The organism is Bradyrhizobium centrolobii (assembly GCF_001641635.1).
GTDB lineage: Bacteria > Pseudomonadota > Alphaproteobacteria > Rhizobiales > Xanthobacteraceae > Bradyrhizobium > Bradyrhizobium centrolobii.
In genome coordinates this window covers 19,798-31,874 of the sequence record NZ_LUUB01000073.1, presented here as the reverse complement: position 1 = coordinate 31,874, position 12,077 = coordinate 19,798, and the positions used below count along the sequence as shown (strand labels likewise).

At 60.0% G+C, this 12,077-nt stretch carries 14 protein-coding genes and 2 pseudogenes; 3 read left to right on the top strand and 13 right to left on the bottom strand.

Features of this window, described 5'->3' with window-relative positions; genetic code table 11:
• Nucleotides 1–745: 745 nt before the first annotated feature.
• Genes AYJ54_RS23660 through AYJ54_RS23640 form a run of 5 tightly spaced genes read right to left on the bottom strand, consistent with a single transcriptional unit; the run spans nucleotide 746 to nucleotide 3,693 of the window.
• Complete coding sequence (locus tag AYJ54_RS23660) at nucleotides 746–1,612, bottom strand: SIR2 family NAD-dependent protein deacylase (RefSeq protein WP_063702623.1); 867 nt, start codon at nucleotides 1,610–1,612, stop codon at nucleotides 746–748.
• Nucleotides 1,612–1,833 (bottom strand): putative nitrogen fixation protein NifT, encoded by a 222-nt coding sequence (gene nifT, locus AYJ54_RS23655; protein WP_027555682.1) that lies wholly within the window; start codon nucleotides 1,831–1,833, stop codon nucleotides 1,612–1,614. The genes AYJ54_RS23660 and nifT overlap by 1 nt, the downstream gene beginning before the upstream one ends.
• Nucleotides 1,830–3,026, bottom strand: coding sequence for a cysteine desulfurase NifS (gene nifS / locus AYJ54_RS23650; protein ID WP_063702637.1), 1,197 nt, complete (start codon nucleotides 3,024–3,026; stop codon nucleotides 1,830–1,832). The genes nifT and nifS overlap by 4 nt, the downstream gene beginning before the upstream one ends.
• A gap of 12 nt (nucleotides 3,027–3,038) precedes the next feature.
• Nucleotides 3,039–3,332, bottom strand: coding sequence for a NifU family protein (locus tag AYJ54_RS23645; RefSeq protein WP_063702621.1), 294 nt, complete (start codon nucleotides 3,330–3,332; stop codon nucleotides 3,039–3,041).
• Between the two features lie 40 nt (nucleotides 3,333–3,372).
• Nucleotides 3,373–3,693: a HesB/IscA family protein gene (locus tag AYJ54_RS23640; RefSeq protein WP_063677057.1), complete on the bottom strand. Its 321-nt coding sequence runs from the start codon at nucleotides 3,691–3,693 to the stop codon at nucleotides 3,373–3,375.
• A 342-nt stretch (nucleotides 3,694–4,035) separates the two neighbouring features.
• Between AYJ54_RS23640 and AYJ54_RS23635 the strand changes: the two genes are divergently transcribed.
• Complete coding sequence (locus AYJ54_RS23635; RefSeq protein ID WP_063702619.1) at nucleotides 4,036–4,626, top strand: hypothetical protein; 591 nt, start codon at nucleotides 4,036–4,038, stop codon at nucleotides 4,624–4,626.
• 9 nt (nucleotides 4,627–4,635) lie between these two features.
• On the opposite strand, the pseudogene AYJ54_RS52675 reads toward AYJ54_RS23635, so the two are convergent.
• Nucleotides 4,636–5,031, bottom strand: a pseudogene (locus AYJ54_RS52675) (Rieske (2Fe-2S) protein).
• Nucleotides 5,032–5,274: 243 nt separating this feature from the next.
• Here AYJ54_RS52675 and AYJ54_RS23625 point away from each other — a divergent pair.
• Both AYJ54_RS23625 and AYJ54_RS23620 read left to right on the top strand, forming a co-directional pair.
• The gene (locus tag AYJ54_RS23625) at nucleotides 5,275–5,691 is read left to right on the top strand and encodes a hypothetical protein (protein ID WP_136623883.1); all 417 of its coding nucleotides are present in this window, start codon (nucleotides 5,275–5,277) and stop codon (nucleotides 5,689–5,691) included.
• Between the two features lie 19 nt (nucleotides 5,692–5,710).
• A complete protein-coding gene (locus tag AYJ54_RS23620) occupies nucleotides 5,711–6,025 on the top strand; it encodes a hypothetical protein (protein WP_063677060.1) in 315 nt (104 codons plus the stop codon).
• A gap of 84 nt (nucleotides 6,026–6,109) precedes the next feature.
• Here AYJ54_RS23620 and fdxB read toward each other — a convergent pair whose 3' ends face one another.
• The 7 genes and pseudogenes from fdxB to nifK form a co-directional block, all read right to left on the bottom strand.
• Nucleotides 6,110–6,394 (bottom strand): ferredoxin III, nif-specific, encoded by a 285-nt coding sequence (fdxB, locus tag AYJ54_RS23615; protein WP_063677061.1) that lies wholly within the window; start codon nucleotides 6,392–6,394, stop codon nucleotides 6,110–6,112.
• Between the two features lie 13 nt (nucleotides 6,395–6,407).
• Nucleotides 6,408–6,608 carry a CCE_0567 family metalloprotein gene (locus AYJ54_RS23610; RefSeq protein WP_063677062.1) on the bottom strand — a complete coding sequence of 67 codons (201 nt, stop codon included), beginning with the start codon at nucleotides 6,606–6,608 and terminating at the stop codon, nucleotides 6,408–6,410.
• Nucleotides 6,609–6,615: 7 nt separating this feature from the next.
• Nucleotides 6,616–7,086: a NifX-associated nitrogen fixation protein gene (locus tag AYJ54_RS23605; RefSeq protein WP_063677063.1), complete on the bottom strand. Its 471-nt coding sequence runs from the start codon at nucleotides 7,084–7,086 to the stop codon at nucleotides 6,616–6,618.
• A gap of 11 nt (nucleotides 7,087–7,097) precedes the next feature.
• Nucleotides 7,098–7,493 (bottom strand): nitrogen fixation protein NifX, encoded by a 396-nt coding sequence (gene nifX / locus AYJ54_RS23600; protein WP_063677091.1) that lies wholly within the window; start codon nucleotides 7,491–7,493, stop codon nucleotides 7,098–7,100.
• A 23-nt stretch (nucleotides 7,494–7,516) separates the two neighbouring features.
• The gene (gene nifN / locus AYJ54_RS23595) at nucleotides 7,517–8,899 is read right to left on the bottom strand and encodes a nitrogenase iron-molybdenum cofactor biosynthesis protein NifN (protein ID WP_063702617.1); all 1,383 of its coding nucleotides are present in this window, start codon (nucleotides 8,897–8,899) and stop codon (nucleotides 7,517–7,519) included.
• A gap of 91 nt (nucleotides 8,900–8,990) precedes the next feature.
• Nucleotides 8,991–10,371: pseudogene (gene nifE, locus AYJ54_RS23590) on the bottom strand (nitrogenase iron-molybdenum cofactor biosynthesis protein NifE); the annotation flags it as partial.
• A 110-nt stretch (nucleotides 10,372–10,481) separates the two neighbouring features.
• The gene (gene nifK, locus AYJ54_RS23585; RefSeq protein ID WP_063677065.1) at nucleotides 10,482–12,041 is read right to left on the bottom strand and encodes a nitrogenase molybdenum-iron protein subunit beta; all 1,560 of its coding nucleotides are present in this window, start codon (nucleotides 12,039–12,041) and stop codon (nucleotides 10,482–10,484) included.
• Nucleotides 12,042–12,077 lie beyond the last annotated feature (36 nt).

The following is a 12,077-nucleotide window of genomic DNA, read 5'->3' as shown; positions in this document are numbered from 1 at the left end:
CGAACCGGCTCCGTGATTCATTTCCTGGAGCCGTTCTGTAGAACCATTAGCAACTCACGTGCCATGGTGGCATCGCGCGACCTAGCTGCTTGGTTCAATGGTTTAAGGGGAAGCGTGTAGGGACACGGAATTTGGAGACCGTGCTGAGGGATGTCGTAAGGCTGACACGCCGTACTGTTTCCGACAGTGTCGATCGACCCTGCTGCAAAAATCGCTACTCGCCTCCCTTATACCATTCGGAGAAGCTGGGACCCCGGGCGCAGCGATAATGTGGTTTGACATAGGCTGAACGAACTGAAGTCGGTCCGCGGCAAGCAAATCGCCACTCCACAGCTTTCCCTATCCGGTACAATCGTTTGACACGGTGGCTAGGGTGGTGGAGACAGGGGGCGGAAGCAGATCGAATTGTTGCGACTTCTTTTCGGCGTGATATTTCCGGACTTCCACGTGGCTAATAGGCTGATAACGCTCCCGGCTGCATGGACCCACGGAGCGCGAGATGGCAGTACATCGTCTCTCGATCGAGCGCGAGCGGGATCAGCTTCTTCAGAGGGCCGACAGGGCTATCTCGGAAAGCAAACGGCTCGTGGATTCACTACACCAATCGATAAGCCAGGCGCAGGAGCTGGAGCAGCGCCTGAACTACGACCATTGCCTCCGCATTGGGAACCACCGCCGAAACAGGTGAGATGGCACGGTCTCTTTGGATTTGAACGTCCCTGTTGGCGCAAGGGAGCAAAGAAGGCTAAGCCGCGCACAGGAGCTCGATAGCACGCGAAAGCGGGATGGCGAGCGGCGCGATGCCCTGCGCGAGGAGGAAGCGCAACTCATTTTTCGAGAGCGCATTCGGATCCACCACAGCGTAGTGGGTCTCCGCCGAACGCTTCAACACTTGTCGAGCATAGGTACGCAGGAGCTGGTCGTTGAACCGGCAACCGACGAACAGAAAGCTACGATCCGTACGGCGCGCCTTCACCTCATCCGGAATTGGCGTCTGGATGTCGATCTCAGTCAATGCCTCAACGTAGTCCGCATCCGAGATCAGGAAATTCCTTGCCGGCACGACGCTGCCATGCGGTTTGTAGAGAATGGTGGTCCAGCGCCCGGCGATCTGACCATCGACCTCCTGGCCCGCCGCATCGTAGAAGCGATACCAGCGTTCCTCGCCGATTCCGGCGCGAGTGATACCCTGGATCTCGCCCCAGTCCTCGCGCAGGCCGAAGGCCGCTCGCATCGCTCCATCGTACCAGCTATCGACCACTAATGGTAGCGCCAGCGTGGCCAGATATTGGTGCAATGCTGTCGGCGCGGCTGCCGCCGCGAATGCTTCTGCCATCAGCGCGCTCACAGTGGCACGATGCCTTGTGTTTTCGATGTACTGAGCCGAGGCCCAAGCGTTTCCCCTGGCCCGGCGCGGCAGCGCGACCTTGCTGGCGAAGAATGCAGCGAGCGCATCTGGAGCCATCGGCGCTGTCGAGATGGAGAGCTCGGCCAAGCCAGGCCCGAGATATGGAACGACGCGGCCCTTCCGCAGGTGCTGTGCGACTTCTCGGAGGGTGGCCTCGGCGTCCGCCGAGCTGGCGAAGTCGATGCGAGGGGCCAGCGCGTTCATCAGTCCTCTTTGTCCCCGCCCCGCTTCTTGGCGTTAATCGTAATCGGCAGGCTGGTGTCGCCGGCCATCTGAGGCAGGTCAAGAACCCATCCATTGGCTAGTCTGATCCAGCCACCCCACAAGGCCTCATTCTCCGATTCCACGATTGGCTCTTCGAGATCCTTCTTTGGCACGTAGATTGAAAAGCCTGTTTCCGGCGACCGTCGAAGCATGACTTTCATGGGCTCAGCTCCATGGGAAGAGAGGTGCCGCTCGCACGCTCCTGCTTCGCGGTTGACGTTGCCCGAAAGCTCGCAATGACATCGGCCATTACCTGAACGACGTGTTCAATCTCGCTGCTTGTCGTCTCGCGCGACAGCGAGAAGCGTATCGCTCCGTTCAGTGAGTCTGGCGGCACCTTCATCGCGCGCAGCACATGCGAAGGTTCCATCGAACCGGACGTGCAGGCCGAGCCAACGGATGCGGCAATGCCGGCGCGGCTTAGATGATGGATGATCGCCTCGCCTTCGAGATGCTCGAACGCGATGCCAATTGTGTTCGGTAAGCGGCTGTTGACGTCGCCGAGCACCATGCAATGACCGAGATTCAGAAGGCGTTGCTCCAGGCGGTCGCGCAATGCGCCAATCCGCGCCTGTTCCTGCTCGAGCCTTGCCGCGGCAAGCTCCGCCGCCTTTCCCAAGCCGATGATCCCCGGGACGTTTTCGGTACCCGCGCGGCGCCGCCGCTCCTGTGGGCCGCCCGTGATGAGCGGACTGAACCTGGTGCCCTTGCGCACGTAAAGCGCGCCAATCCCTTTCGGCCCATGGAGCTTATGGGCGGAGAGCGAGAGCATATCGATCTCCGCCCTCTTGAGATCGATTGGGATCCGTCCCACGGACTGTACGGCGTCGGTATGGAACAGGGCGCCGACCGAGCGCGCCATTTTAGCCAGATATTCTACCGGAAAGATTGTTCCCGTCTCGTTGTTTGCCCACATGATAGAAGCAACCGCGGTCCGAGGCGACAGAGCCCCGCGGTATGCCTCGAGGTCGATCCGGCCGCAGCTATCGACGGGAACAAGATGGCATATCGTGCCGCGACGGGTGAGCTCGTTGGTGAGCGATAGCACGGCCGGATGCTCCACCGCCGCGGTGACCACCTCGTCACGCCCTTCCTGCACCGCAAGCGCGGACAGAATGGCTGTGTTGTCGGACTCTGTACCGCCCGAGGTAAACACAATCTCGCTGTCAAATTCCGCACCGATCAGGGCCCGCACACATTTTCTGGCCTCCCTGACGCTTCCCGCGACATCGCTTCCGAACACATGCCCTGATGAGGCATTGCCAAACCGCTCCGAGAAGAACGGTAGCATCGCCGCGATGACCAGCGGGTCAGTGCGCGTGGTCGCGTTATTGTCGAGATAAATTGGCCGCACGAAGCGCCTCACTCAATGCCGCACTTTAGCAGCTCCAGCAGAGGGGATCAGGCGGACGAACTCGCCTAGCCGCTCGATCAAGCGCGCCTGGATACCCTCCAACGTCGCGCTCGCGAGCTTGCAGAGCACACAGGCACCGGTAAGCTTGACGATGATCTTGTTACCGTCAATCTCGATCAGCTCGCAGTCTCCGCCATCACGCTTGAGGTTTGGCCGTAGTTCGTCGAGCACAGCGCGGACGATCCGCTCGCGATCTGCAGAAGATTCGGCTGTCGCAAATTTCTTGTCGTGGACCTCGACCTGCATGTTGCGATGACCTTTCTGCCAGACGCTCTGGCGCGGAAAATCAGCTGAACGATTTGCCGCAGGAACAGTGCGAGTTCGCGTTCGGATTGTCGAACGTGAAACCAGACCCCTCGAGCGTCACCGCGAAATCGATTGTGGTGCCGGCAAGATGCTCCCGGCTGGCATTGTCCACGAACACCTTGATGCCATCGCGCTCGACGATGCTATCGTCGGGTTCAGCCGCCTCTGCGAGGCCCATCGTGTACTTGAATCCGGAACAGCCGCCGGCTTCGACCATGATTCGCAGGCCGCGCGAAGGGACGCCCTTTGCGGCGATCGCACTCTTCACCGCGTTCACCGCATTCTCAGTCAAATTGATCATTCTACCTCCAACTGCTTTGGACGATTTGCTGTCGTACTCATTGGCAAGTCGTCGCGACAGGTCGTTCTTGGCAAGTCCCATGCCATCGATTGCGCAATAAAAAGCGCTCGCATTTGCCGACGTCATTGTTTGGTTGTCGACGCGTGTCGGGTGTGCGACACGACGTATTTGCGGGCACACGGACCAGTGGCGCCCGAGGTGCGGCGAGACACGCCCTGCAACCGCGCCGACCTGCCGCTAGCTTGCGCGCCCAGTAGGTTTGACGGCAGGCAACTTGCATAAAGTGGTACGCGCAAATCCCGCGGACCGAAATTTCCGCTCGGCACTCGAAGAGGAGGACTCATGACATCGATCGACAACACTGCTCTGGGCCGTCTTGAGAAGGAAGGCAGGCTTGTGAATGCGGTGCTGAAGGGCTGGACCAAAAAAGAGGGCCGTTTTGGCTTTCGCGGCGACATCGCATTAAGGTTCCAGCCCCAACTCGCCAACGAGAAGAGGCCGCCAGATTATTCGATTGAACAAGTGCTGACGATCGCGGAACGGGGAGATCCGACGATTCCGATATTGGCCGGCTATCTGCACTCCTTTACCTATCTTGCCGATGTCGCACAGGTGCTTGATGGTACGCTGAGCCCGGATGGAAGATATTTCATATTCTGCAACAACATCGACTTGCTCGCGAAATACCGCACCAAAATTGGTGACATCACGTTCTGCGTGCTGCCATGCGAGGAGTCGACGGTATGGAAGGAGATGATGGACCTGGCCGGTGTCGACAAGAACGACATCAAGACCTTCGATACGGCGGGCAAGCTCGACTACCTCATCGACGCGGCCAAAGACATTGAGGTGTCCTGCACTGAGCTTTCTTATAAAGAGGGCCTGTCAAAGATGGGGCCGGTCAAAAACCGGAACGAGAATCGTCCGGTTTAGCGTTTTGGCTCAGACCCTCTTTGCCTCGTCATCTTCAACAAGCTCAACTCCCGTTACGCAGATGTCGCCATCGAGCACTGAGAGCGCAATCGGCGTCAAGCGCTGCCTCTTGCAGGGGCCGTCCACCGCAAGTCCTGTACCGAGCTCGAACGTCGAGCCGTGCTTGCCGCACATCAGGCGCGAACCCATTGGGATCCAGGAACTGGTTGCGCTCCCACTCCAGCTTCACGTGATCATGCGGGCAAACCCTGCGATAGCCGATCACGTCCTTACCCGAGCGCACGATCACGATCGGCCTGGCCCGGGCGCACCGTCGTCACCGATAATCATGAGCTGAAAGCCGATCGCTCGCCGGTTCGGAACATCGCCGGAGTTGCAGATCGCGCACGCGATGTTCCGCTCCATGTCGTCCTCACTAAGGGACCAGGTCTCTCGGCCAGGCAATTGCAAGAGTCGCGCAAGATCTCGCGGCCGCCCGGGTCAAACCACCTCTCAGGGGCCAGGTGCGATGCAAGGTGCTACGCCACGCATGCGGGTTCGCCAGGGGGCTTTTTCACCCGCTTGCACGACGCCTCGCTGGCGCGGAAGCACGGATATGGCACGAGATTTGATCCTCGCCCTGAAGCATACGCTTGCATGGAGATTGACATGAACACGTCGCCGCAACTCGTCCATCGCTCCGCAAACGAACTCAAATCTCTGCTCGATCATACCGCGCCGACTGTGTATTCGATGGCGCGCCCGATCACGGTGTGCGAGGTCAATTGCACCCACGTGGCTGTCAGCTTCAAATTCGAAGAGCCGGTTCTCGACGCGACCTCCGGCGATCTGGAGGCTTCGCAATTCGCAGCCAATCCCATGCCCACCGCCCGCGCCGTCGCACCGTGCGCCGCACGTGCCGCCAGGGCGGATGGGATCATGGTTGGGGATCCCTCTGCTGGTCGCGGCAAGGACAAGGTCAAGGTCAACTCGGTTGAAGCGTCTTGCACGCAACAAACGTCGAGGAAGATGGCCTCGAATGTCTCCCCCGAGGGGAACTGGCGGGGATGGCCTGACCACCTCTAAGCCAGAAGCTGAGCCATCGATGCCAACTTTTGTGAAGCTCACGCAGGACGGTCGCAAGCTCGAAGTGACAGGGCTCGCTATTACACTTGGCGGCGAACTCGAAAGCGACAGCCTGATCGAGGTGAAGGATCATCCTTATCGCCGCGCGATCTGGGCAGTCGTGCCCGATGCCAGCCACATGGCCGGGCGCGTCCCGTTGACGCGCGAGGAAGCTGGGATTGTAATCGAGGCCCTCAAGAGCGCGCAGACCGCTCTGCTCGCAAGTGCGGTCGCCATTCATGAGCGATTTCGGGTCGCTGCAATGATGAAAGCACGTGACCAGGGGATCGAATAGGACCTACTCACATTTTTGGCTTATGGGGATATCGCCGCCGTTAGGCCCCAGCTTCGAAAGCGAGCGACCTCGCAAGTGAGCGGCTCAGGCGACGACAGCGTGAACTTGACAATTGGTGGGACAGACGCGGGCGCACGCGCCGCAGCCGATACAAGCGCCGACATCGGTCATGACCATAATCTTCTTCTCGATCTCGTCATCATCGTCATCGAGGTCAATCATCTCGCCGTCCTCATTGAGACCTTTCAACGTCATGACGTCGCGGCCGCAGACCTTGTAGCAGCGGCCGCAGCCGATGCACCTCTCCGGGTCGATCGAGATCAGGTATTCCGGGCTCCACTCGCGGCCGTCGCGGGTTACTGATGCCATAATCGTTGATCGCCTATGCTCTTTCCAGTTTGTTGAGCTCTTGACGCTTGCGTTCGAGAACGGCGAAGGCGTCGTAGGCCTTCTGAGCGACTTCCAGGATCGAGGTCCAGTTGGCGGGCAGATCTTCGGAGAGATCGTGGAGATCCATCTTAGCCTGGGTCGCTTTGGTCGATAGTTTTTTGACCTCGGCTTTCAGTGATTCAAGATCGCGCATGATCGCCTCAGTAGTTCGCAACTTCCGGAAACCTGCGGATCATCTCGACCGCGCTGTTGACGTGCCCGTCGCCCTCGGCGGCGAGCTTTGCAAGATTGTCAAAGCCAAAGCGATGTACATCACGTAGCCGCTTGCTCACGACGACAAGCCGCCCTGCGATCAGGACCAGCCGACCGAAGCCTTCGTGGTGCATCTTCAGCATCGGGGACACCCCTACTCCGGTTTCTCTTTCGATCGAAAGCGCAACGGCATCGAAGAAGAGCTCAAGCCGCCAGATCGTATCCGGATCTGGATCGCCGACGATTGGGAGGATGCGCCGCTTCTCCTTGTCGAGCAGGTAGGGCTCGAGGAGGTCGATATCCCTCTTGCCTTCCCACGCGCCGTGGGTGTCCTGCGCCCGCCAAATCTTGACGAGCTCCCGGACGAAGGGCGCGTCCACCACCTGATCGCGAGGAGTGGGCTCAGCCGGTTTGTTCATGACAGGTCCCATCAGTCCTCGAACTCCAGATTGCGTTCCCCACCCTTGGCGAGCACCTTGCGCAGCCAAGGCGGCGGAGAGCCCTTCAGGACGCCTTCGAGCTTGACACAGAGATCGTCGATCGCCTCCGGCTCGGCTACCTTCATTGGATGGATTTTCTGAGCAACCACCCGCGCGGCCCCCGAGCCGCCGATCGCGGCGACATAAAGAATGGCGCAGTCCTTGATCGCCTCGATCTTCGGCGTGAGCTTATCCTCAATGCCGTCTTCCTTGAGATCTCCGTCAAACTGGATTGCCTCGACAAAGCGATGGCCGTCCGGTTGGACGTCATAGATGGCGATGTTTCTGGCCCAGCCGAAATGGGCATCGACGCGCTTCAAATCCTGAGTGGCGAATGCGACCTTCATCGACTTGGGTCCCTCCTCTGGCATCAGTGCAGCTGCGGCGGAACGACCTGGAAGCCGGGATCGCAGGTCCGCCAAGTGTCCGGCGTCGGCTGGCGATTGTCCTCGCGATCGGCGATAATGAGGTTCGCCAGATCGAAGATCAGCTCCCGCGTGCCGCGATAGCCGACGGTCTTCAGATGCCCGGCGCCGACCCGGTCGAATATCGGAAAGCCGGCGCGGTAGAACGGGATCTTCAGCCGCGAGGCTGCCTGGCGCCCGTGCGCGTGGGTAATCAGGAGATCGCAGTTGCGCACCCTGGCGCGTTCTTCCAGGTCCTCGAGATCGCCGATCAGCACCTCCTCGGACTTGACGCGCTCGAGCACCGGCGAGGCGGTTGTGGTCACTGCTGCCGCGATCTGGGCGCCCATCTCGTGCAGCATGCTGGAAACATCAAACAGCAGGTCGGGCTCGGCGCCGATCGCGAGCTTGCGGCCTCCGATGTGAAAATGAGCATCCAGCATCGCGTCTGCGAGCTGTCCGCGCTGACGACGGTATTTGAGCGGGACGGGCCGCCCGCTGATCTCGCTCAGGAAGGCGATGAATTCGTCATTGGGGATGAGGCCGCAGAGCCGCTCGAACAGGCGGACTGGCGTCCCGGTTCTGGCATGCATGGCGGCCGCTGCCCGGCGCATCTGTGCACCGATTGCGACCGTCCAGGCCGCGCGCCCCATGCTCGCGATTTCCTCGACGCCGATTCCTCCGATCGTGGTGGGCGTGAACTTGTCCGGTATGTGGCCATCCAGCGAGCCGCCGATATCAGGAAGGAAGGATGGATCCAGTCCGAAGTCCTCAAAAGTCGTGCGCAACTCGTCGATGTCGCCGGGCGTCAGATGACAGCCCGGCAGCACATTCACGCGCGAGAGGTCGCGCGGCGCCGCCGCGTCAACGGGGTCGACGAGGACCTCTACCATTCGCGCCACCGTCTTGCCCCAGCCATCCTGAAACGCATCCTTGAAATCTGGAGTCGCGACGTAGACCAGCGGACATTTTTCGAGCTGCAGGTGCTTCTGCCGGACCTGTCGGATGAACGCCTCGACGTCGTCGCCCTTTGTCTCGGTGACGCCTGTTGAATTGATGCCGATGATCTCGGGCTTGGTCCGGCTATAGATGTTCAGGACTGCCTGCTCGACGTTGTCGTAACCGCCGAGCACCGTAGCGACTTCGCTCATCGCAGTCGTCTGCAGCGGCACAGCTTCCTTGAAGTGCCGCACCAATAGCGTCAGCGCAAAGGACGTACATCCTTGCGGGCCGTGCAACAGGGGCATAGCGCCGCGCACGCCGAGATAGGCAAAAGCGCCGCCGACCGGTTGACTCATTTTGAGCGGATTGACCGAGCAGGCTTTCTTCGACATTGTGACGGTCGCCATGCCGCGCTGCCCTACTCCGCCGCCTGCAGGCGAGGCGCAGCATGCACAGCCGGTCTGTCACGCATCCTCCCCTCGCAAGCGCTGTGGCTTACGGATTCCCATGGCGCCGGTCTGCGGAGTTGGTCCCAGATCGGATTGTACAACGCCTTGTCGATCTCCTCCATGAGCTTCACCATGCCGGCATACCCCAAATAGGCGTAAGACCGTTCTTGGTTGATGTCGAGCCACGGCATGGCGGCCTTCAGCGCAACGAACTGCGACTTTCCGCCGGACAGCATGATGTCGGCCTTCGCGTCCTTCAGCATCTCGTACATTTGGCGCGCGCTCATCTCTTCGATCATGTGAGCGTCCTGGCCCATCAGCTCTTTGATGCGTTCTTTGTCTTCCCTCGTCGACTTCTTCACGGACGTTCCGACAATCTCGAGGCCCGCTTCCTGCAGCGCGGCCACGACCGACCAGGACTTTACGCCGCCCGTGACCAGCAGCGCCTTTTTCCCGGCAAACCGCGGCTTGAAACCGTCGATCGCGGCCCAGGCCTTTGCCTCCTCTCGGGAGATGACGGCCTCGGTCCGGGTCATCAGCTCGGTTGGCGCGCCGCGTGCAATCAGCATGCGCGCAATATTGCGTAGCGAGTCGCTGGAATCCTGAATGCCGTAGAACGAGCCTTCGAAGAAGGGGATACCGTAGCGCTCCTTCATCTTGCGCGCGACGTTGATCAACGCTTTGGAGCAAACGACCATCGCGGCTTTTGCGCGGTGCGAGCAGGCTATGTCGCGATATCTGGCATCGCCAGAGATGCAGGACAGAATGCGGATGCCGAGCTGGTCGAGCAACGGCTTGACCTGCCAGAGCTCGCCGGACAGATTGAACTCACCGACGAGATTGATGTCGTACGGTGTCGTGATGTCGGGTTCCTGCGTGCCGATAACGTGCTCGAACAGCGCCTCGCCGGCAAGCTTGCTGCCGAGGTTCTTTGAGCCAACGAAACCCGGCGAATTGACGGGAATGACGGGCTTTCCGAACCGCCTCGCAGCTGCCTTGCAGACTGCATTGATATCGTCGCCGATCATGGCGGGCACACACGTCTGGTAGACGAAGATGGCCGGCGGATCGTACTTCTCGACGACCTCCCGGATCGCTTTATAGAGCCGCTTTTCGCCACCGAACACGATGTTCATCTCATCCATGTCCGTCGTAAAGCTCCTGCGCCAGAGGTCGGGGCCGGAGGAGACGGAGCTGCGGTTGTCCCAGGAATTGCCTTCGCAGGCGATCGGGCCGTGGACAAGGTGGGCGACATCGGTCACCGGCTGCAGCGCTATCTTTGCGCCATCGAAGGCGCAGCCGCCGGCGGCGCCGCCCGGCTGCAGCTGCTTGGTGCAGCCCTTCCTGCGCTCGGCTTCCGATTTATTGACGTTCCTCGCGCAGCCCGGCTCGCTGAGGGCATCCTGGATCTTGGTCGATAGCGAACTCATCAATGTCCCCTTGCATGGGCCGATGGCTTCCCGGTCCAGGCGCAGACGATAGTCTGCGCCCGCGCCGGAAGCTGCGACAACGGGCGATAAGGCCAAGATGCGTGGCCGCATCAGCGAACGATATCGAAGCTGTAGTCCGTCTTGCCCGCGATGTTCGTGTGCTTGTCGATTTCGTCGAAGATCTTGTCGAGGATCTTCACCAGCACGTTGATACCGCCCTGATATCCCCAGACGGGGTATCGGTGATGGTGATGTCGATCGAATATCGGAAAGCCGATCCGGATCAGCGGCGTGCCTGTGTCGCGCTCCAGATATTTCCCATAGGTATTTCCGATCAGGAAGTCGACCGGCTCGGTGAACAAGAGCGAGCGCATGTGCCAGAGGTCCTTGCCAGGATAGACATGGCAATTCTGCCCGAAGGGCGAGCTGGCAAACAGCGTCCGCATTTTCTCTTCCCAGGCCTTGCCGCCATTCGTCGAGAGCACATGGGTCGGCTCGGCACCGAGCTCGAGCAAGAAGGCTGCAAGTCCGTAGCACAGGTCGGGATCGCCGTAGATTGCAAACTTCTTGCCGTGGATGTGGCTGCTGGAATCCGCGATGGCGTCGACCAGCCGCCCACGCTCCTGCTCCAAGGCCTTCGGTATTGGCTTGCCCGTGATACGCGACAAGGCCATCAGGAAATCGTCGGTGGCGCCGACGCCGAGGGGATAGTTGAATGCGAGAATCTTGTGGCCATGATCCTCAACAAACGGCAGCGTTTTCTCCGTGCAATACTGCTGCATAGAGATGGTTGCCTTGGCGTGAACCGCATTCGCCGCGTCGTGCAAGCTGGTGCCACCGCCATACATGCGGAACTCGCCATCGGTCGGCGTGTCGAACACGTCGCTGTTATCGCCGAGAATCGTGTACTCGATCTCCATCAGTTCCAGAATTCGCTTGATCTCGCGAAGGTTGCCGACGGTGTAGCCATCGAAGCCGCCGATGACGTTGATCTTACCATTTTGCTTGCGCTCTAGCTTGGGCGCGCTGCCGGCCTTGCCGTCCCAGAAGTGCTCCAATATGCCTTTGAGTGCATGATCGTAACCGTTGACGTGACTGCCGACAAAAGCTGGCGTATGGGCGAACGGAACGTCGAACTCCGCCGGCACTGAGCCCTTTTCCTTTGCGGTCTTGATGAAGGCGTTGAGATCGTCGCCGATCACCTCGGCCATGCAGGTGGTGGAGACCGCGATCATTTTGGGTTTGTACATGTTGTAAGAGTTGGCAAGCCCGTCGATCATGTTGTTCAGGCCGCCGAACACGGCTGCATCTTCCGTCATCGAGGAGGAGACGCAGGAGCTGGGTTCCTTGAAATGCCGGGACAAATGGCTGCGATAATAGGCCACGCAGCCCTGCGAACCATGCACGAAGGGCAGCGTTCCCTCAAAGCCGGCGGAAACAAACACGGCTCCGAGAGGCTGGCAGGCCTTCGCCGGGTTCACAGTCAAGGCTTCGCGAGCAAAGTTTTTCTCTCGGTATTCAGGTGTCTTGGACCACTCCCGGATGCGCTCGACTTCTGCGGGATCATGCGGGCATTCAAATAGCGCCCTCTTATTGGCCAGCATCTGCTGGTATTCCTGGCCTTTGAACAGCTCAAGATGATCGAGCACGTGTTCGGCGTTCTGCGTCATTGTGGCACTCTTTATCGGCTTCCTGTTTCATCGCCT

Excerpts from the sequence above, each read along its gene's own strand:
- AYJ54_RS23660 (WP_063702623.1), bottom strand. The coding sequence starts at position 1,612 with ATGAACGCGCTGGCCCCTCGCATCGACTTCGCCAGCTCGGCGGACGCC.
- nifT (WP_027555682.1), bottom strand. The coding sequence starts at position 1,833 with ATGAAAGTCATGCTTCGACGGTCGCCGGAAACAGGCTTTTCAATCTAC.
- AYJ54_RS23645 (WP_063702621.1), bottom strand. The coding sequence starts at position 3,332 with ATGCAGGTCGAGGTCCACGACAAGAAATTTGCGACAGCCGAATCTTCT.
- AYJ54_RS23640 (WP_063677057.1), bottom strand. The coding sequence starts at position 3,693 with ATGATCAATTTGACTGAGAATGCGGTGAACGCGGTGAAGAGTGCGATC.
- AYJ54_RS23635 (WP_063702619.1), top strand. The coding sequence starts at position 4,036 with ATGACATCGATCGACAACACTGCTCTGGGCCGTCTTGAGAAGGAAGGC.
- AYJ54_RS23625 (WP_136623883.1), top strand. The coding sequence starts at position 5,275 with ATGAACACGTCGCCGCAACTCGTCCATCGCTCCGCAAACGAACTCAAA.
- AYJ54_RS23620 (WP_063677060.1), top strand. The coding sequence starts at position 5,711 with ATGCCAACTTTTGTGAAGCTCACGCAGGACGGTCGCAAGCTCGAAGTG.
- fdxB (WP_063677061.1), bottom strand. The coding sequence starts at position 6,394 with ATGGCATCAGTAACCCGCGACGGCCGCGAGTGGAGCCCGGAATACCTG.
- AYJ54_RS23610 (WP_063677062.1), bottom strand. The coding sequence starts at position 6,608 with ATGCGCGATCTTGAATCACTGAAAGCCGAGGTCAAAAAACTATCGACC.
- AYJ54_RS23605 (WP_063677063.1), bottom strand. The coding sequence starts at position 7,086 with ATGAACAAACCGGCTGAGCCCACTCCTCGCGATCAGGTGGTGGACGCG.
- nifX (WP_063677091.1), bottom strand. The coding sequence starts at position 7,493 with ATGAAGGTCGCATTCGCCACTCAGGATTTGAAGCGCGTCGATGCCCAT.
- nifN (WP_063702617.1), bottom strand. The coding sequence starts at position 8,899 with ATGGCGACCGTCACAATGTCGAAGAAAGCCTGCTCGGTCAATCCGCTC.
- nifK (WP_063677065.1), bottom strand. The coding sequence starts at position 12,041 with ATGACGCAGAACGCCGAACACGTGCTCGATCATCTTGAGCTGTTCAAA.